This window comes from Agarivorans sp. Alg241-V36, from assembly GCF_900537085.1.
GTDB lineage: Bacteria > Pseudomonadota > Gammaproteobacteria > Enterobacterales > Celerinatantimonadaceae > Agarivorans.
This window is the reverse complement of the sequence record NZ_UNRE01000002.1, coordinates 132,906-152,572: the sequence shown is the minus strand read 5'-3', so window position 1 is coordinate 152,572 and position 19,667 is coordinate 132,906. Positions and strand designations below refer to the sequence as shown.

General features: G+C 45.7%; 17 protein-coding genes. 7 read left to right on the top strand and 10 right to left on the bottom strand.

Features of this window, described 5'->3' with window-relative positions:
- Positions 1 to 921, bottom strand: coding sequence for a permease (locus tag G6R11_RS05160; protein ID WP_163132027.1), 921 nt, complete (start codon positions 919 to 921; stop codon positions 1 to 3).
- Between the two features lie 106 nt (positions 922 to 1,027).
- On the opposite strand from G6R11_RS05160, the gene G6R11_RS05155 reads away from it, so the two are divergent.
- Positions 1,028 to 1,333 carry a helix-turn-helix transcriptional regulator gene (locus tag G6R11_RS05155; protein ID WP_163132026.1) on the top strand — a complete coding sequence of 102 codons (306 nt, stop codon included), beginning with the start codon at positions 1,028 to 1,030 and terminating at the stop codon, positions 1,331 to 1,333.
- 7 nt (positions 1,334 to 1,340) lie between these two features.
- Here the strand turns inward: G6R11_RS05155 and G6R11_RS05150 are convergent, their stop codons facing one another.
- Positions 1,341 to 2,249, bottom strand: coding sequence for a LysR family transcriptional regulator (locus tag G6R11_RS05150; RefSeq protein WP_163132025.1), 909 nt, complete (start codon positions 2,247 to 2,249; stop codon positions 1,341 to 1,343).
- Positions 2,250 to 2,371: 122 nt separating this feature from the next.
- Here G6R11_RS05150 and G6R11_RS05145 point away from each other — a divergent pair, with 122 nt between their 5' ends.
- Positions 2,372 to 3,568: an MFS transporter gene (locus tag G6R11_RS05145; RefSeq protein ID WP_240352404.1), complete on the top strand. Its 1,197-nt coding sequence runs from the start codon at positions 2,372 to 2,374 to the stop codon at positions 3,566 to 3,568.
- Positions 3,569 to 4,168: 600 nt separating this feature from the next.
- The gene (locus tag G6R11_RS05140) at positions 4,169 to 5,671 is read left to right on the top strand and encodes a lytic polysaccharide monooxygenase (protein ID WP_163132024.1); all 1,503 of its coding nucleotides are present in this window, start codon (positions 4,169 to 4,171) and stop codon (positions 5,669 to 5,671) included.
- A gap of 71 nt (positions 5,672 to 5,742) precedes the next feature.
- Here G6R11_RS05140 and G6R11_RS05135 read toward each other — a convergent pair whose 3' ends face one another.
- The 6 genes from G6R11_RS05135 to G6R11_RS05105 all read right to left on the bottom strand — a co-directional run bounded on the left by G6R11_RS05135 (position 5,743) and on the right by G6R11_RS05105 (position 11,540).
- Positions 5,743 to 7,242 carry an arylsulfatase gene (locus tag G6R11_RS05135; protein WP_163132023.1) on the bottom strand — a complete coding sequence of 500 codons (1,500 nt, stop codon included), beginning with the start codon at positions 7,240 to 7,242 and terminating at the stop codon, positions 5,743 to 5,745.
- A 311-nt stretch (positions 7,243 to 7,553) separates the two neighbouring features.
- Positions 7,554 to 8,147 (bottom strand): sugar O-acetyltransferase, encoded by a 594-nt coding sequence (locus tag G6R11_RS05130; RefSeq protein ID WP_163132022.1) that lies wholly within the window; start codon positions 8,145 to 8,147, stop codon positions 7,554 to 7,556.
- Between the two features lie 104 nt (positions 8,148 to 8,251).
- A complete protein-coding gene (locus G6R11_RS05125; protein WP_163132021.1) occupies positions 8,252 to 8,923 on the bottom strand; it encodes a haloacid dehalogenase type II in 672 nt (223 codons plus the stop codon).
- A 304-nt stretch (positions 8,924 to 9,227) separates the two neighbouring features.
- The gene (locus G6R11_RS21920; RefSeq protein WP_304503124.1) at positions 9,228 to 9,860 is read right to left on the bottom strand and encodes a CAP domain-containing protein; all 633 of its coding nucleotides are present in this window, start codon (positions 9,858 to 9,860) and stop codon (positions 9,228 to 9,230) included.
- 405 nt (positions 9,861 to 10,265) lie between these two features.
- The gene (locus G6R11_RS05110; protein WP_163132018.1) at positions 10,266 to 10,835 is read right to left on the bottom strand and encodes a CAP domain-containing protein; all 570 of its coding nucleotides are present in this window, start codon (positions 10,833 to 10,835) and stop codon (positions 10,266 to 10,268) included.
- A 243-nt stretch (positions 10,836 to 11,078) separates the two neighbouring features.
- Positions 11,079 to 11,540, bottom strand: a complete 462-nt coding sequence (locus tag G6R11_RS05105; protein ID WP_163132017.1) for an NUDIX pyrophosphatase — start codon at positions 11,538 to 11,540, stop codon at positions 11,079 to 11,081.
- Between the two features lie 113 nt (positions 11,541 to 11,653).
- On the opposite strand from G6R11_RS05105, the gene G6R11_RS05100 reads away from it, so the two are divergent.
- Positions 11,654 to 12,955 (top strand): DASH family cryptochrome, encoded by a 1,302-nt coding sequence (locus tag G6R11_RS05100; RefSeq protein ID WP_163132016.1) that lies wholly within the window; start codon positions 11,654 to 11,656, stop codon positions 12,953 to 12,955.
- 93 nt (positions 12,956 to 13,048) lie between these two features.
- Positions 13,049 to 14,893, top strand: a complete 1,845-nt coding sequence (gene nadN, locus G6R11_RS05095) for an NAD nucleotidase (RefSeq protein ID WP_163132015.1) — start codon at positions 13,049 to 13,051, stop codon at positions 14,891 to 14,893.
- Between the two features lie 164 nt (positions 14,894 to 15,057).
- On the opposite strand, the gene G6R11_RS05090 is transcribed toward nadN, so the two are convergent.
- Both G6R11_RS05090 and G6R11_RS05085 read right to left on the bottom strand, forming a co-directional pair.
- Positions 15,058 to 17,046, bottom strand: coding sequence for an alpha-amylase family glycosyl hydrolase (locus G6R11_RS05090; RefSeq protein ID WP_163132014.1), 1,989 nt, complete (start codon positions 17,044 to 17,046; stop codon positions 15,058 to 15,060).
- A 181-nt stretch (positions 17,047 to 17,227) separates the two neighbouring features.
- Entirely contained in the window at positions 17,228 to 18,142 is a 915-nt protein-coding gene (locus tag G6R11_RS05085) for a LysR family transcriptional regulator (protein WP_163132013.1), read from the bottom strand.
- Between the two features lie 173 nt (positions 18,143 to 18,315).
- Between G6R11_RS05085 and G6R11_RS05080 the strand changes: the two genes are divergently transcribed.
- Entirely contained in the window at positions 18,316 to 19,236 is a 921-nt protein-coding gene (locus G6R11_RS05080) for a DUF1989 domain-containing protein (RefSeq protein WP_163132012.1), read from the top strand.
- A 69-nt stretch (positions 19,237 to 19,305) separates the two neighbouring features.
- Positions 19,306 to 19,638: a hypothetical protein gene (locus tag G6R11_RS05075; RefSeq protein WP_163132011.1), complete on the top strand. Its 333-nt coding sequence runs from the start codon at positions 19,306 to 19,308 to the stop codon at positions 19,636 to 19,638.
- Positions 19,639 to 19,667: the final 29 nt, after the last annotated feature.

The following is a 19,667-nucleotide window of genomic DNA, read 5'->3' as shown; positions in this document are numbered from 1 at the left end:
TTAAAAAACAAAGTTATAAAGAAAACCTGCGCCTATAGCCATGCTTAAAATTACCACCAAAAACGCCGCGATCATCTGGTTCTTAAAAATTGATTTAAGCAAAATAACTTCAGTTAAGCTGGCGCCAGCACTGCCAATAATTAAGGCCATTACCGCGCCTAAGCTCATGCCTTTAGCTGCTAAGGCAGCACTTAGCGGGATTACCGCTTCGGCGCGAATATATAAAGGAATACCAATTACCGCCGCCACAGGAACTGCAAAGGGATTATTGTCGTTCGCAAAACGGGCAATCAACTCGCTAGGCATGAAGCCGTAAATCAATGAGCCCACCGCGATTCCACCAATAAGGTAAGGCAATACCTTTTTAAAATCTTGCCAAGTGCTATCCCACACTTTCAACCACTTGCTACGCTCCACCGCGGGCTTACCTGAACATGCAGAACCACATTTTTTGGCTTCTGGCTCAAGGTAAGACTCAGCTTTTACATACTTTTCAAAACCCAGCTTCTCTAGGCTGTAACCAGCCACCACAGATACCCCCATAGCTATAACAAAATAGAACAGGCTAACTTTCCAACCAAAAGTAATCGCAAACAAACCAATGATAATCGGGTTAAGCAATGGGCTGGCAAACAGAAATACCATCATGGTGCCAAAACCCGCTCTAGCACGTAATAAGCCCTTTAAAAAAGGTATGGTTGAGCAAGAACAAAAAGGTGTTATTGCTCCTAAAAAACCAGCCACGATATAACCCGAACCATTTTTAGCACTCAAAATACTTTGGATTTTTTGTGGTGGTATATACAGCTGCAATACTCCTACCAAGTAGCTAATAGCTAAAAACAACAAGGTGAGCTCTACTGCTAAAAAGCCAAACATATTTAGGGCCTGCCAGGCCATTTCACTATTAATATCAAACATTGATTTATTTCCAAATTTCTAGATTTTTCGAAATATATACCTGAGCATTGGAAAAAACAAGATGTTTCTAGTAATATCGAAATATCTTGTTTCTAGAGAAGTCAGTATGAATACAGAAAGCATTGCTAAAGCCCTAAAAGAACTTGGTCATCCTACGCGCCTAAGCATTTATCGCAGCGTGGTAAGGGCGGGTTACGCTGGTATCGCAGTAGGCGGCTTACAAGAAAATCTAGGCATTCCCGGCTCAACCTTGTCCCATCATATCTCCGGTTTGGTCTCTGCAGGTTTACTTAGCCAGCGCCGAGAAGGACGTACTTTATATTGCGTGGCCGAGTTTGAGTGCTTGCAAACTGTTATTGGCTTTTTGCAAGACGAATGCTGCGCCGATGAGCAAACAACTCCCAAGCAATAGTCCTTGGTTATGGCATAGATGCTTGAATCTCAGTCAAAGACGCTAACGCCAGTTCAACAAAAGCATTCACGGTTGGCTTAGTTGCCATAGCAGGATAATGCAGCTGCAAATAAATCGGCTGCGTATTATCGCGAATAGGCACAAACACACAGTGCTCGCTGTGCAACTTGGCGATACAGTAAGGGACAAGAGAAACCCCTAAGCCCGATGCTACTTCGGTTAACAAGGTTTGCATATGGTTAGGCTGACTAACAATACTTGGCGAAAACTCAGCCTTTTGGCATAAGGCAATAATCCCATCAAACAAACCAACTGCTTCACTGCGCTTAAACAATACAAAGGGCTCTCTGGCCAGTTGCTTTACACTCAGTGATTTTTCTTTTGCCAAGCAGTGGTCTTCTGGCAGCACCGCCACCAGCTTATCTTGATAGATAGTCTCAGTAACAAACTGCTGGCTAAACTCGGCAGGCAAAGGCCGCGAAAAGCCCAGATCAATTTGCTCTTGCTGAAACGCCAACACTTGCTGGGCAGCTGTCATTTCAAAAAGGCTCACTTTCACAGCTGGGTGGCGCTGTTTGTAAGCGCGCACTAGCCCCGCCATAAAGCTTAAACAGGCCGAGCCTAAATAGGCTATACGTAGTTCCCCTATTTCGCCTTTGGCACTGCGCAAAGCCTGTGACTTAGCCAGCTCTGCACGCTCAATTAAGTCTTTGGCGTCCAGCAATAGTTGTTGTCCTGCTGCAGTGATATGCACTTCTCGTGAATTACGCACAAACAAAGCCACACCGAGTTCTTCTTCTAAAGTGGCAATATGGCGACTAATGGCGGGTTGCACAGTATGTAACTGGCGGGCAGCAGCAGAAAAATTTTGCAAGTCGGCAACCGCTATAAAGCTCTTGAGAGTTTTTAGTTCCATTTCATCTATACCAAAATACTATCGCTAGAATCAAATATTAGCATTTCTGCTATAGACACCAAAGGCGTAAAGTGGCTGCCAACAAACTAGCTATTCACTTCAAGCGACATAGAAGAAAAATTATGACTGATTTAAGCCACAACTCAGCAAACAACCCTTCGCTAAACAAAGGCCTACTACTGTTAATGTCTAGCGCGGTGTCTGCTACAGCAGCCAACCTTTATTACAATCAACCACTGTTGCCACAAATGGGGCAAGAGTTACAACTAAGCGGTGAGGCGCTGGGTGCCATTCCAGCAGCCACCCAGTTTGGCTATGCTGCAGCCTTGTTGCTGATCTCACCTTTAGGAGACAACATGTCTCGCAAAGGCTTAATTGCGGTACTGTCTTTTTTTCTAGTCTCCGCCTCTTTGTTGGCATTTTCTGCACAGAACTTGGCCATGCTGCTAGGCGCTGTTTTTGTCATCGGCTTAAGCGCCAACATAACTCAGCAGTTAATCCCCTTTGCGGCATCATTATCTTCGCCAGAACAAAAGGGCCGGGTTATCGGCACCATGATGACGGGGCTTACCATTGGTATATTACTGTCTCGAACCGTTAGCGGTGTAGTAGGCGAACACCTTGGTTGGCGGGCGGTATTTGCGATGTCTGCGGCTATCGCTTTGGTATTTGGGTTATGGCTTTATCGCTACCTTCCCAGCAATACACCCGCAGGAAAACTGCCTTACCCCAAACTAGTGGCTAGCATGTTTGGCCTTGCTAAAAAGCACCCTGCTCTGCGCACCTCAGCCTTAACGGGTGCACTGTGGTTTGCTGCTTTTAACGCGCTTTGGGCCACCTTAGCGCTACATGTTGGCGAAGCACCATTTAACTACAATGCACAACAAGCAGGGTTATTTGGAATTATTGCTTTGGCAGGCGTAAGCGGTGCCAAGCTCTCTGGCCCATATGTGACCAAGTTCGGCTCTCGCAATATGATTAGTGCCGCCTTGTTACTGATTGCTGCTGGCTTTTCCATCTCGGCAAATTGGGGTAACTCATTGCTCGGCTTAATTGTTGGCATCATTTTGATTGATTTTGGTGTGTTTAGCGCTCAAGTGTCTAATCAGGTAAGGGTGTTTTCAATTGACCCTGCCGCACAAAGCCGCATCAATGGAATATACATGCTGGGCTACTACCTTGGCGGTGCGTTTGGCTCGCTATTAGGAGTGAGAGTGTTTGACCAGTATGGTTGGAGTGGCGTAGCTCTATTTAGCATTGCCTTAATACTCAGTAGTTTATGGGTAAATAGCCGCAAAGCTAAAGCACCGGCTAATTAATAGGTCTCGAGCGTGAGTGAAAACGGTAATTACTTTAATCAGTCATTGTAAGTCTTCGAAGATAAATCGGTTTTCGTTTTCGCTCACGCTTTGTATTGTTAACTTTCCCCTTTAAATGGCCGTTAGCGATTCACAAAAAGCAAAGCTAAAGAGAGCAGCAGAAAGCTGCCGAACTATGGCACTAAAAACTTAAACAAAGCCAATTTATCACTCGCAAACGCCTACCCGAACTGTACAAAAAAACAGTCAAACTTTATTTGCTAAATGTGATTTACCCCAATACAAGAGCGATTACCAGCTACCAATCCCCCCGCTAGCACAGCGTGTTTTCGAACTCCTCCGACAACAAAACGTGATTAGTAACAACATAATCAATTACTAATGAAACTGACAGAATCTTGGCTTCAGCAATTTTCTGGATCAACGCAATATGCTCAACTAATTTCCCTTAAATAACTTATTAGTTATTACGGACGTGATTTGTCCTAATGACTTAAGTTTTACCAAGTTTGAAAACTATAACAAACGGACTTGGTAGCAGGAGTTTGCCCACCAGCTTGGCGCTGGTGTTCATTCCATACACAACAATAAGGGAATAACATGACTAACAAACTAATACTCTCACTAAGCATCCTCGCCACTAGCCAAGTGTTGGCTCACGGCTTAATGGTTGACCCCCCCTCTCGAAATGCGCTTTGCGGCTTCAGTGAAAAGCCCGATCAAGCCAGCAGCACTCATTGTGTTGACGCTTTCAAAAATGACTCGCAAGGTGGCTACAAATTCATGAGTGTGCTTACTCATGCCGAAGGGCGTGCAGTAGTATCACCTCTCCCGAACAATGTATGTGGCTTTGACAGCGAAACTTGGCAGGGCGGCGCCACACCTTGGGACGTAGCGACTTCTTGGCCAGGCCAACCCGCTCAAGCTGGGCCACTGGATATTACTTGGAACATTAGCTGGGGAAATCACTTCTCTGATACTCGAGAATTTCACTATTGGATAACCAAGCCAGGCTTTGTATTCGACCCAAGCAAAGCCTTAACTTGGGATGATTTTGAAACAGAACCGTTTTGTGCTTTGCCATATGATGATAACAACCCCAATGCCAATCCAGCGGTAGTATCCGACAAAACAGCCAATACTTTTATCACCAGCTGTACTCTGCCCGAACGCAGCGGTCATCAGGTGATTTATGGCGAATGGGGCCGTAACTCTTGGACCTTTGAGCGCTTTCATGGCTGTATTGATTTAGCCTATGCAGAAGATACCTTGGGTACGCCCATTGCCACACCACAGCAACTTGCCACTCCACAAGATACGCCAATAAGCCTCACCTTAAGTGGCAGCGACAATGGTGGCGAAATAGCAAGCTACCAAGTGCTTAGCCAACCCATTAATGGCAGCTTAAGCGGCACAGCGCCTGCTTTAACCTATACTCCAGCAACAGGCTTTGTGGGCAGCGATAATTTCAGCTTCAGTGTGACCGACAACGAGGCGCTTGAGTCCGCTCCGGCTGAGGTTACCGTTGAAGTAAAATCTACCGCCAATACCGCGCCAATAGCGAGCTTTGAAGCAAGTAGCCAAGGTTTATCTGCCAGTTTTGACGCTAGCAGCTCCAGCGATGCTGAGGGCGACACGCTAAACTATCAGTGGAACTTCGGCGATGGTTATACGGCAAGCGGTGCTTTAGTCAGCCATGACTATGATGCAGCGGGGAGTTATTCGGTAAGCCTTACCGTGTCTGATGGCCTACTTGAGACAAACACCAATCAAGAGCTGGTGATTACTGCCCTTCCACCAAGCCAGGCTGGCTGTGAATATGTGATAGTAGACCAATGGGGTTCTGGCTTTAACGCAGAAGTACGTATCATTAACACCGGCGAGCAAGCGATTAATGGCTGGCAAGTTAGCTGGGCATACACCACTGGCAACAGCGTTAATCAATTATGGAATGGCGTACTATCAGGTGATGGCCCTTACACCGTAAACAATGCAGCATGGAACGCCACTATCGAACCAGGAGCAAGCGTGAGCTTTGGTTTCCAAGGCAATAGTAATGGCACTCCAGAAGTTCCAGAACTAAGCGGTGATATTTGCCAATAACTCATCCACCTAAATAGAAAAAGCCAGCTCCTTGCTGGCTTTTCTAACTAGAGGCCTTACTACTTGTTACTTTAGTTCCCTACTCCGCCAACACTAGCGCTATCGTTGGCGGTGACCACTGGCCACTTCTCAAAACTCGCTAAATGCTTCTGCACCGCCGCTTGAGCTGGACCAAATGCCCACATTTTTTCACCCATCCACTTAATATACATTCCTGACTCTTCGGCGGCTCGCTCATACGGGTCACGACGCAGGTTAAATAACAGAGGCGCATTTAGCTCTTCTTTTGGTCCACTCCAGCCTTCGTTTTGAACAACGAAGTGCGCTTTCCAGTCACCTACTCTCACAGCCTGTAACTTGTCTCGTTCATAGTAGATGATGTGTTCGCGATTCGAGGGCTTGTTTTCAGTTAACATATCTAGCTGATTGTAACCGTCTAAATGGGCTTTGAAGCCCTCAAAGCCTTCTAACATTTGCTGTTTTAAATCCTCTGGACCACCAGCAGCGCCAACCAATGTAGGCAACCAATCCATTCCATCAAACATGCCATTATGAATTTTTCCCGCTGGAATCTTGCCTGGCCAACTCACCAATAGCGGCGCTCTAACTCCCCCCTCCCAAGTGGTGCCTTTTTCCCCATGGTAAGGGGTCATTCCACCATCGGGCCAAGTCATAATTTCTGGACCATTATCGGCGGTAAACATCACAATGGTATTATCAGCAACGCCTAGCTCTTCGAGTTTTGCGAGCATTTCACCAACGTGATCGTCTAAGTCTTTCATCACTACTTCTTGTAAGCCCCAGCCATTTTGACCCAGCATTGCTTCATATTCAGGTGAAAGGTGTGTCCAAACATGACCTCGAGACGGGCAATACCAAGTAAAAAACGGTTCATCAGCTTTTACCGCTCGCTCAATAAAATCAATGGCATGTTTGTTTACTTCATCGTCGAGAGTCTGCATACGCTTTTTAGTTAACGGGCCATCGTCTTCTATGGTTTGATTACCTTTTCCGTCAGATTTAGCGTAAATAACATTGCGTGGAGCAAACTGCTCAAAAGCAGGATCTTTTGGCCAATCAGGATCTTCGGTATATTCCATCGCATTAAGGTGATACAACCAACCCCAGTACTCATCAAAACCGTGCATGGTAGGCAAAAACTCATCGCGATCACCTAAATGGTTTTTGCCAAATTGCCCCGTGCGATAGCCCATGGTTTTAAGCAGCTCTGGCAGCGTAGGAGTATCCTGGTTTAAGCCAACCGGCCCGCCAGGTAAGCCCACCGAATGTAAACCAGTACGCACAGGAAACTGCCCGGTAAGAAAGGCTGAGCGCCCAGCAGTACAAGAAGGTTGAGCATAGTAATCTGTGAGCAACATGCCTTTTTCGGCAATGCTATCAATATTCGGCGTTTCACTGCTCATTACGCCGCGGTGATAGGCACTTAAATTTGAGATACCTACATCGTCGGTAAAAATAACAAAGATATTAGGTTTATCTGGCTTGGCATAAGCGAAAGACATACAGCCTAAACCAAGTATTAACGCCAAAGTAGCCAAAATCCTTTTCATAGTTAGTCCTTAATATTGTGTCGCTTAATGAGCATCGCGCTCAGCCTAAATGCCAATAACCCAAACAGCAGCAAATGCCTTGAGTGGCAACCGCTCTAGCTAGCTAATGTGGAGTTAATGATTTTTTATTCGGTAGTTACTGTAAAGGTAGGAAAGATTCGCTTTACGTCAACTTAGTAGGTGTAAACAAAGAAGGAAAACGACGAATTAGAACAATAGCTGTCTTTTAATAGGGCAAAGACCAATGAAAAAACTAGCAGCGGCGTGCTTGAGTTGAGCGCTCCTGCTAGCCTTGTAGCGGACAAACTCCCTTAATCAAACGCCAAGTCTTTATAATAAAACTGTTTGTCATGCTCGCTTATTTCACGCAATACCTTGCAAGGGTTGCCAAGCGCAACCACGTTGGCGGGAATGTCTTTGGTCACTACACTACCCGCCCCAATAACGCTATTTTCTCCAATAGAAATTCCCGGCAATACCACCGAGTTAGCACCAATCCACACATTAGTGGCAATATGAATAGCCACATTAAATTGAGCGGCTTGCATTCTCGGCTCGGGGTTTACTGGGTGACCCGCAGTGGCCAAAGTGACATTCGGGCCAATCATGGTGTAATCGCCAATGTAGATATGCGTATCGTCTACTAAGGTGAGATTAAAGTTGGCGTAAACCTTATTACCTAAATGAGTATGCTTTCCCCAATTGGCATGCAGCGGCGGCTCTATCATGCAATCTTCACCTACTTCGGCAAAAATCTCGTTTAGCAAAGCTGCGCGACGCTCTACCTCAGAGGGGCGACTGTGGTTGTAGTCATAAAGTACTTCTTGGCATTGGGTTTGCTCTTCAAAAATGGCTTGATCAAAGTAGTAAATTTGTTGGCTGTGTTTTTTATCTACTTTCGTCATATTGCGACCTCCTTAAAGCTTGAATTGAATAGCTGTCTATTTGCAGCACTGTAGCAATATGCAAGGCGTTAAACTTAGCGCGAGTTCAAAAGAAAGCAGCGTGCTTAGGCTGTTAAAGCAGCAGCTAAATCTGATAATGAAGTGATAGTAACAGTGGGTGCTAGCTCCCAAGGGTCAAATACCGCTGCGGGCGAACGTTGCACCCATGCAGCCTGCCAACCGGCCGAAACCGCGCCAGTAACATCAAAAGGATTAGATGACACCAGCCAAGTGGCCTCAGCTAGGCTTTGGGTTTTATCGAGAAAATGTTGGTAAACCGCTGGATCAGGTTTAAAGCTTTTTACCTCGTCAACGCTCACCACCGCACTAAAAAAGTCTCGGATCTCTGCCGTTTCTAGTAACAACTCAACCGCAGCTTGCTGACCATTAGAAAATGCATAGAGCCTAAAGCCCGCTTGTTGCAGATCAGCTAAAGCTAACTTTGCATCGGGGTGAGCTGGCAATACTTGGTAAATAGTCAACAAATCCTGCTTTTGTTGCTCACTGAGAGGCACCTGAAACACTTGGCAGCAATAGTCCAAAGCTTGCGCCGTACACAAGGCAAAGTTTTGGTAGTTTTGCATCAAGCCTCGGCGAAACGAATACTCTAATTGCTTATCTCGCCAAGCTTGCGAAAAAGGTGCTGCCTGCTCGCCCATATATTCGCGCAGTTGATTTAGCACACCTTGGGTGTCGATCAGGGTGCCATAAACATCAAAAGCCAGTGTTGTTGCCATCAAACTCCCTCCATCAGACTCACTACTTCAAAATAGCAGAGTAACAAAACAAGGCCGCTGTGTTTTGAACTCATCAACAACAATAGAAGATAGCTTTAGGCTTAACTAGGGGCAGTTGAGCTTTAACAGAGAAACATGTGTTCAACATGAAATCACTTTAGCTGCATTTACATCTACATTTTGGATTTAGTAGGCATCCATGAAAAAGAAATTACCCAGCTCCACACCAACTAACAAAAAAGCCCAGAGCGTTAACTCTGGGCCTATAACTATTAGCCATTAACCATTTAGCACTTTTCTTATTTTAGTATTGCGCGCCAAAAACTTGTGTCCAATATTGGCCATAAGTACTACTGCTATTTTCACTCATTGCTGCACCTAACTCGGTGTATTTATCACTCATGATATTTGAGCAGTGACCACTACTCTTCAACCAGCTAGACATGGCATCTTCCAAGGTGCGGTTGCCTGCGGCAATATTCTCACCAACATAAGATGAGCTATAGCCTTGACCTCTTGCTCGGCTAGAAGGGCTAGAGCCATCTAAGCCAGAATGTGAGAAGAAGTTGTAGTTTGCCATGTTATTAGAATGCTCTTCAGCGGCCAATTGCAGGCTTAAATTAGAACTTAATGGCTCAGCGGCTGGATAATAGGTGCTGCCACACTTACGCCCAACACTACGTGCTTCGTTTACTGCTTTCAGCATTTTAGCTTGCAGAGTATCTTCTACAGGATCGGTAGGCTCAACTGGGTCAGTTGGTTCGACTGGGTCGGTTGGCAATACCGGATCAACAGGGTCAACGGGATCAACCGGGTCAACTGGGTCGACTGGATTAGTTGGTTCGCTAGGATTCTGCCCACCAGGGTCGGTCGGTTCAGTAGGATCTGCTGGGCCACTAAGACCAAGTAACAACAATAAAAATTTGAAGAATGACATATATTTCCTTATATCGTCAGGACTGCGTGTGTTCGTAAGCCAAGGTACACATTCACCGTAATTCAACTTCGGCAGTTTGTAGCACGGAGTTACTGTTCCCTCAGTAACGAAAGCACTCATTAAAAGTTTGATTTAACTTGTGAAAACCTTAATTTCGTCGCTCAATTTGCACAAGCAGGAAAATAATACATAACTACATATTTAAAAACATGATCTAAACACTACTTTTAACAAATCGATCAACAAAATCCATAATCAATTGATTTACAAATAAATCCAAATATAAGCAACTTGTTTCAGCAGCCGTCAGAGGCAGTTATTGCATTATTTGTATGACTGATAGATTTAAAAACAGTGAAAGAAACGCAATATTTAATTGAGCCTTAGGTTCAGCAAGAGCTTACCCTACCGAGCAAAAACTTGGGTCCAGTAAATGCCATAACTACTGCTAGCATTCTCAGCTTTGGCAGCCCCTAGTTCACGGTAATTAGCATTCATAATATTGGCGCAATGGCCGCTGCTGTTAAGCCACCCGTTCATCGCCGCCTCTACCGAGCGCTGCCCTGCGGCTATGTTTTCCCCTACATTTGACCAAGAATAACCTTGGCGACTAACCCGAGTAGCCACGCTTGAGCCATCTAAGCCGGTGTGAGAAAAGAAGTCATAATTGGCCATATTGTTGGAGTGTTCTTCAGCGGCTAATTGCAACTTCAGGTTACTGGTTAGCGCAGCTACCGCGGGATAAAAAGTATCTCCGCAATCTCTACCTACACTGCGTGCTTGGTTAACGGCATCTAGCATTAATGCCTGTACCGAACTATCTGCAGGCTCTTCGGGCTCAGGTTCGTTTGGCTCAGGGTCAGCGGGTATTTCTTGTTCGTCAGATTGCGGCGCGGGTGAATCACTAGCACCGCCACAAGCACTAAGGGTAAGTAACAACAACCAAGTCAAAGGTAATACTTTAGAGAAATACATCTACCAACCTATATGATGAGGAAGCGAACATCGCTAGTAAGATTGTCGCCTAGCAGTGAAAAAGCTGATTAGTAACCAAGCCTTAGCTGAATCTAAGCGCAAACATTTAAATTTGTAGTATCTTCATAACAAGTTATAAGTGGGACAAGGTCACACTAAACAGATAGTACAAATTCATAAATAACATACACTTAGCCTAACACTACTGGTGATGTTTTATCAAAAAGTTATCACCATCTTCTGTTAATTAAGAGAGCTAATATCTACCTCAAACAAAGGGTGGGGTTTGTTTAAAACAAAACTCTGCCAAACCTGCTGATAGACTTCTCGCTGATTAGGAAAAGGCACCAAATCACAGGCTTCTTGCAGGCTACACCAACGATACTCGGTATGTTCATGGTTCAATACTATCGCTTGCTCTGGTGGGCAAAGTACTGCAAATACTGGAATAATCTGGATCACGTTCACATTGGCTTCAAAAAACTGTTCGAGAATTTGCCCGTTGTATAGCTGGCACACTTCAATTTGGGTTTCTTCTTTAAACTCTCGAATGATCGCCTGCCAGGCTTTTTCCTCGCCCTCAATATGCCCCGCTACATGGCACCAATAATTGCCCTTGCTTCGCTTCATTAGCAACATTTTGGTTTCACCATTGATTTGCGACAAAGCGACACCCGCCACTATCGAAGTACTCAGAGGGATCATGATCATTTCCTTTGTTAAGAGAAAAACTAAGCAGCCAAACTCTCGTCAGATTAAACTGAATAACAAGCAGATACGTACACTCATTTACTAACCACAAACTTTGGAAAGCAAAAATGCGACTAGGGCTGTTTATTTTCGATAACGATTGCAGAGTGCAAGACAATCCAGCGCTAGAACAACTAGCACAGCAAGTCGACCAACTCATTTGCGTATATATAAACCAGCCCACCAGCCCTTTTGTTCAGCATTTTAGCCAAACCAGCGTTAGTTCGGCCAAACAGGCTTACTTAAACCAGACCTTAAGTGAACTCAATCTTAGCTTAAAGCAACTTGGCCAACAGCTGTTTATTGAAGATGGCAGCTTTGAGCAGCAAGTCGCCTGTTACATTCAACATTATCGCATTACCGATATGGGTAGAAGTGTTCACCCAGGCAGCGACGAAGCCCAACAGTGGCTAGCCTTACAACAGGCTTACCCGTTAATCCGCTTTCACGCGGCCAATAGCTCCTGCTTATTTGAACAGCAGCAATTGCCTTTTGGCTTAACTAAACTTCCGGCTAGTTTCACGCCTTTTCGTAAGCTAGTAGAGGCTTTAGAGATCCCCAAAACCTTGCCGCTGCTAAAGCAATTACCTAAGGCTCCTAACTTGCTCGCTCATGCACCAACAGCCATGCCGCCAGCAGAAGGCAATCGCTACTATCGAGGTGGTGAACAAGCAGCTCAAGACCATTTAACAGGCTACTTTTCCAGCCAAGCCGCCAGTAGTTACAAGCAAACGCGTAATGCTTTAAGTGGCGAGGATTTCTCAACCGGATTATCACCATTTCTGGCCCATGGCGCGCTTAGCCCTAGGCAAGCGATGCAAGCACTAAAGGCTTACGAAGCCGAACATGGAGCCAACGAATCCAGCTATTGGATTTACTTCGAATTGCTATGGCGAGAGTACTTTTACTGGTATGCCAGAGCGCATGGTGACAAGTTGTTCGTTTTTTCTGGCACCACAGGCAAAACACCCCATTGCAGTTTTTATCCGCAACGCTTTAAGCAGTGGTGCAGTGGTACTACGCCCTACCCACTGGTTAATGCCTTAATGCACCAGCTCAATGCTAGTGGCTGGATGTCTAATCGCGGCAGGCAAATCGTTGCCAGCTGTTTGGTTAACGAACTGCAAGTAGACTGGCGCTACGGCGCGGCCTACTTTGAGCAATGCTTAATTGATTACGACGTAGCCAGTAACTGGGGAAACTGGCAATACATCGCAGGCGTTGGCGCTGATCCGCGCGGTGGCAGACACTTTGACATCGATAAGCAAACGGCCATGTTCGACCCAGAGCAAAAGTTTATTAAGCACTGGAAAGGCCAACAAAGCGTTAGCCCACTGCAAACTAGCAGCATGGTTGACTGGCCGAGTTAGGCGGCCGACACAAAACTAACAAAAATAGTTCATCTATGGTTCATCTTAGTTCTCTAGTGTTTAGAGCTTTCTATCTAAACGGAGTTAGTAAAGATGAATTTTCGCAAGGAATGGTTAGCCTTTCTGCCCCTTAGCGTTGCATTAGTTGCCTGTAATGATGACGACAGCACACCCAGCCCACAGCCACTAAGCATTAACGTACTGCATGTGAATGATCACCATTCACACCTGCAAGCAGACACTGGCATAGACCTTAACCTAGCCGGTGAAGAGACCCGCGTATCGGTTGGTGGTTTTCCTAAAATTGTGGCGAAAATCAATGAACTGGCCGCAGCTAAAGACAATGTATTAAAACTGCACGCTGGTGATGCGATTACAGGTGACCTTTACTACACCTTGTTTAAAGGTGAAGCCGATGCAGCATTAATGAATGAAGTATGTTTTGATGCCTTTGCCTTAGGTAACCACGAATTTGATGGCGGCGATGCCGGCCTTAAAACCTTCTTAGAGTTTTTATACAGCCCGACCTGTCAAACTCAAGTATTGGCCGCCAACGTAGAGCCGGAAGTAGGTGTATCACCTCTCGCTCCTGTTACCCGTTGGGACTACTTCCAACCTTACATGATTAAGTCTTTTGGTGATGCCCAAGTAGGTATTATTGGCATCGACATCGCGACTAAAACCAAGAATTCATCTAGCCCTGATACCACTACCCAGTTTCACGACGAAGCCACCACAGCGCAAATGTACATTGATGAGCTAAAAGGCAAAGGGGTGAATAACATCATCTTGCTTACTCACTACCAGTACAGCAACGACTTGGAGCTAGCGGCCAAACTTACCGACGTAGACGTTATTATCGGCGGTGATTCGCACACCTTATTGGGTGACTTTGAAGCGCTAGGCTTGAATTCTGCTGGTGAATACCCAACCATGCGCACTAACTTAGATGGCGACCCAGTTTGTATCGCCCAAGCATGGCAATACTCTGCGGTAGTTGGCGACCTTGCCATTACCTTTGATGGCAACGGTAAGTTAGAAAGCTGTGCCGGTACTCCACACCTATTGCTAGCAGATAGCTTTAAACGTAAAGACAGCAATGGTGACCGTGTTGAACTTGTAGGCGCTGAGCGCACTGCAGTAACCGACGACGTTGCAGCAAATGCCAATTTGTCGATTGTTAGCGATGATGAGAATGCAGCAGCTGTACTAGCGGTTTACGCTGCGGAAGTTGATGTATTGAAACAAGCGGTAGTGGGCAGCGTAGCGCAAGACTTATGTTTTGAGCGTATTCCAGGCCAAGGTCGCAGCACCTTATGTGATGTTTCTGCCACCAACGCCAACGGCTCAGATATTTCAAACTTGGTGGCTCAAGCCTTTTTAGAGCAAGCGGTACGTGGTGAGGTAGCCATTCAAAATGCCGGTGGCGTGCGTAACGACGTACCACAAGGTGATTACACCATTGGTGATGCCTACACCTTATTACCTTTCGCTAATACCTTGGTTTACCTGGAAATGACTGGTGCCGAAATCAAAACAGTGCTTAACGAAGCCGTTGATTACGCCCTAGATCCAGAAGGCTCTACTGGTGCTTACCCTTATGCAGCAGGTTTGCGTTACAAGGTTGATATGTCACAAGCAGCCGGTGCACGCTTATACGACGTAGAAGTAAAAGCCAAAGGCACTAGCGATTGGATTACCTTAGCCGATAGCGACAGCTTCACTGTAGTAACTAATAACTACATTGCCGGCGGCCGAGATGGTTACTTTAGCTTTGCCGACATTGCAGCAGACGAGAGCAAATTTGAAGATAGCTTCCTAGACTACGCCCAGTCATTTGTTGACTACGTAGAGCGTCGCGGCAGCATCGACAAGCTTCCTCTAGAAAACTACAGCACCCAGATGTTTTACGACACAGACGGCAACTTACAAAACTAAGCCCGCTTGATTTGCTGTTCGTTACTCTACAAAGCCTGCGATTAAGCAGGCTTTGTTATTTGTAAGCTGTAACAGCTAATTAGTTTCAGCCGCTGCTGATTCTCAAATAGCACCCGCTTTAGCGGTTTGTTCCAAGCTGTACAAAGCTCTTAACAATCTAAAAGCTAATCACACTCAGTTTGCTGCTCTACCAAGTGCTGACGGCTCTGTGGGTTAAAACTAAATAGATAACAGCCACTGTTGGCCGCCCTTAATCGAATATTTTCGCCATCTATATCACCTATGCCGTTACGGCGATTATCTCCCCAGTTGCGTCCCCACAAAGGTTGGCCATTTACTTCAAACTTGTATTGATAACGGCCTTTTTGCAGTTTTACCCTAACTTGCCACTGGCCGTTTTCATTTAAGGTCATGGGTAAACTGCCATCCCAGCCATTCATATCACCACGCAAATACAAGCTTTTTAAGGCAATGGCGCTTGGCACTAGTGCAGTTGTTGGTGCTACTACCTTGCCAGGGTAGCCCGCCACCAAGCTTGCTTGCTGTTCCCCAAAATACAGCACCGTTACACTCTCTCCCGCCAGCTGTTCCAGTTGATAGCTAGCCGCGCCAGCCAAAGCCTCACGGCGTTTTAGGCTCGGCTCTCCCAACACAGGCCATAAGCGATAATCTTGATTCGCACTTAATGAGCTAATTTGCGCCATATTGAGCTGCGCTCGACTGGGTGTTTTATTGGTATTAATGAGCACCACCAGCGCTTGGTGCTGGGTAGCTAAAGCATAGGCAAATACCTTATCGCTTTGGGTATCTAAAAAATGCAGCGAAGCCTCACCAATAAAAGGGTGTTCGCGGCGTACCTTAAGTAGGTGGCGATATTGATTTAACAAGGAGTTTGGCAAGGCGAGTTGCTGCTCTACATCCTGCCAATTAAACAAACCACGGAGCTGGGCATCGGGTTGATGTTCTCCCAACATACCTAATTCATTGCCATAAAAAATAAACGGTGTTGCGCGACTAAGTAGCTGCAAACTGGCGGCTTGCAGAGCTTGATTAGCATTGCCTTTATATACAGTCATTGGTCTGGAGAGATAGCTATCGTGGTTACTCAAAAAAGCCGCCGTTTGATAGCCCGGTGGATAATCTTGGTCTTGCTGCTGATGCAGGTTTCGCAAACCCTGATCATTACCACGTTTAATCGCGCCGGGAATTTGCCAGGCAAGGTCAAAATCAAAACCCATATGAATTTGGTTGTGGCCGTTACCAAAATACTTGGCCACCACCTCAGAAGGTCGCCACGTTTCGGCTATTAGCACTTTGCCTTGCTCATAGCTGTCAGCAATAGCTCGATACTCACGCAATATTTGAAAGGTTTCTGGTCGGTCAGCCTGCTTGCCTGGGCCGTCTTCAATTAAATAAGGAGCGCCGTCTATTCTGGCGCCATCAAAGCCGAAATCGAGCCAGTATTTTAATACCTCTTCTAAGGCTTGCCGCACCTGTGGGTTATACAAGTTTAAATCGGCAATTTCGCTGCTTTGGAAGTAACTATAAAAATAGCTATTGCCATGAGCTTTCCATACATCTTGCCAACTACCTCCTCCCCAAGCGGCTTGCCACTGAGAAGAGGGATTTGTATCCCATACATACCAATCACGCTTATCGCCGCCATTGGCAGAATTAATAAACCAAGGATGTTTTATCGAGGTGTAAGCGGGTACAAAATCAAACAACACTTTTACCCCACGGCTATGGGCTAAATCTAACAGCTGCTTCAGGTCACTCTTATCACCAAAAACCGGATTAACTTGGTAATAATCCACCGCGTCATAACCATGAATATTATCTAAAGGATCTTCAGAGCTACGCGCACTAAGGTAAAAAGGCGAAAGTAAAATGGCGTCTACTTCAAGATCTTTACCCGCATTTTCCTTGCCATCATTTAGATAGTCGAAGCGCTGAATAATTCCCTGAATATTGCCAACCTCATGCTGTTGATGAGAGGCAGCAAAAGACTTAAGCCAAATATGATAAAAACTGGCCGAGCGATACCAATTTTGCGCTTCAGCAGCATATAAGCCCTGACTCCACAGACAGCCGAGCAAGATAAAAACCCAACGTAACACCAGCCAATCCCCCACACTAAAAACAATTAGCATAGCTGCATCTACAGATAGTTTTGGTGAGCAAGCGCTTTGTTTTAGCTAAAGGCGTCAGCTAACGGTAAAGGAAGCTTATTTCTAAACAAACTTTTGGACACAAACGTGTCACCATGCCTAACCCATTTTTGGACATAAGCTAAGTACTTATTGAAGTATTATTTCGCGATGTCTTAACACATTAAAGCTTATTGGATATCTCTCCCGCCACTTGTTTCTCTTGCACCCAACTACGCACCGCTTGATGTACTAAGCCTTGGCTGGTTTGGCTTCGCCAGATCACTGCCGACGGTATACTGCGCTGTAAGTCTTGATGCACAGGTAAAGAGACTAAACTGCCCGTCTCTACAAGTGGGCGGACAAAGGACGGCGGCGACATGATCCAACACGCGCCGCTGGCGGCTAATTCCGCTGCGGCAAACAATGTGTCAACTTTCCATACCTTGGCTGAGATTTGTTGCGAGCTAAAGTAGCTACTACGTGCCAGTATGCCTTGGCGATAACGCTCTAGTTGATGTAATTGGGTCGGTTTACGGCTTGATTTTCCAAATGCCAATTGCGCTAACTCATGTTTCGGTGATACCAAGTAATGCAACTGTACATCGGGCATAGGCATATAACTCATCTGGCTAGATACCGCCTGCTGCAATAGCGTAAAGCCAATATCTGCCTCCCCTTTGGTGACCAACGCGATAATGTCTTGTGATAAAGCCTCGCGCACCCGTAACTCTAGATTAGGAAACCGCTCTGCCAACATCATTAACAGTTCTTGTTGTTTGGGTAAATCGAAGTAATCATCTATGGCAATGGTAAATTGGCTCTCTTGCTGCGGGTGTAATTCGCTAGCCAGTTGTTCAAAGTAACGACAATTCGCCAGAATACTTTTTGCTTCGCTAAATAGCACTTCACCCGCTGTTGTTAGCACGGGCTCACGCGCACTGCGGTCAAACAACTCCTGTCCAACATCCAACTCTAAGTTAGAAATTGCCGTGCTCACCGCAGAGTGAGCTTTACGCATTTTGCGCGCAGCCGCTGAAAATGAACCTAACTCAGCAGCTAACACAAAGGCTTGTAATTGATGCAGGCTGAAATTCATCACTTCTCCCTCGCTTCTCTATTTCACTCACTGTAGCACAACCTGCCTGATTTTTAGAAAGGTAACTAACTTTGTATTTTCTCTAATTGTTATAAATTACACATCAACAGCACGGGGCACCAACAACAGCTACCGAGTCAAATAACTTAAACCTTACTAGAGAGAAAATCATTATGTCACACGCTATCGATACCACTTACAACGCAGACGTAGACCCAGTAAAAACTTACGAACGCGCAGTGTCTCCAAACCTTGCTTTTTACCAGCAGGTTCGTGCAACCAAAGCGAACGATACCCGTCGCCATGTTTACGACGACATCTTGCTTCCTCATACCGGTAATGCGTTTTTTGTTAAAGCTGGCCAAGTCATTCGCTTTGAGCAGCGCCCTGGCTTGCACAATGGCCGCACTCAAATTATCGATGTGCACATGGTGACGCCAGACCTAGAGCAATGGGGTGACCACTTAAATACCAGTGCGCTAGATGGCCTTAATCAACGCTTACACAGTGCCGTTTGGTCACAAAGTGGCTTCTGCGAAAAAATGGTGACACTGGTAGAAGATGAATTCCCTTATGAAAAAATGGAAGAGAACTACAGCCACATTTTCTTTGCGGCGCACTGTTGCCCTGATTGGATCACTATGGTTCATGGTAAAGAAGGTAATGTGAACTCGTGCCAAGAAAACTTCTACCAAGCATTTGGTCGTATTCCTGCCATTGCCAATATGGAAGATGAGGCCGAGAAGCGCCGTATCATTAAACTGTACTCAGATCGCAATGACATCAATATGTTCCAACCGAACAAGTTTGACCAAGACGCGAAAGGGATCACCCGCTGTATGTTAGCCCCAAGCCCTGCGGTAGATGATGGAGTGGGCTGTGAGTTTTACGCTGAAAAGGATATGTACTTTGTGGTGAGTAACTGCCCTTACGCGGACCAAGCGCTGCCTTATCCAGAAGCGCGTCCGAACCCTGTGTATGTCAGTGTTTATGACACAGGTATCGCGCCAGAGACAGGCCACTTAGGTGACAACCAAGGCTGGGAAGATGACATCTTCGCCCGTATTGCTACTAAAGATAACAGTGTGAAATAACACCTAAACCAAAACGCACGCCTATCAAAGGTGTGCGTTTACTTTTCTTTAAATGAAACGGAGGCTCTAATGTCTACTCCAAGCAAACCGACGCGCTCTGCCATACCAACAAATTTGAAACCGTTTGAACTGAATAAACTGCTAAACACCCCCTGGAAGAAATTGGCCTTAGTCGGTTTAGTGTGTAGCCAGCTACTCATTTTTGGTTTTTTGGCCATCGCTGGCGTAATAGGTGCTCTGATTCATTTGAGCGTTGAACAAATTGCTAGTTTAGGCGCTGGCTTATGGGTGTTGGGAGAGGTATTGTTTTTTGCTAGCATCGCTATTCTCGGCAAGCCGGTTTTTAATATCTTAAAAGCACAAGCTATGGCTTGGCTAAAGCGCTCGAATATCAAGAAATAGCCAAGCATATCGGTGAGTATTGAACTCAC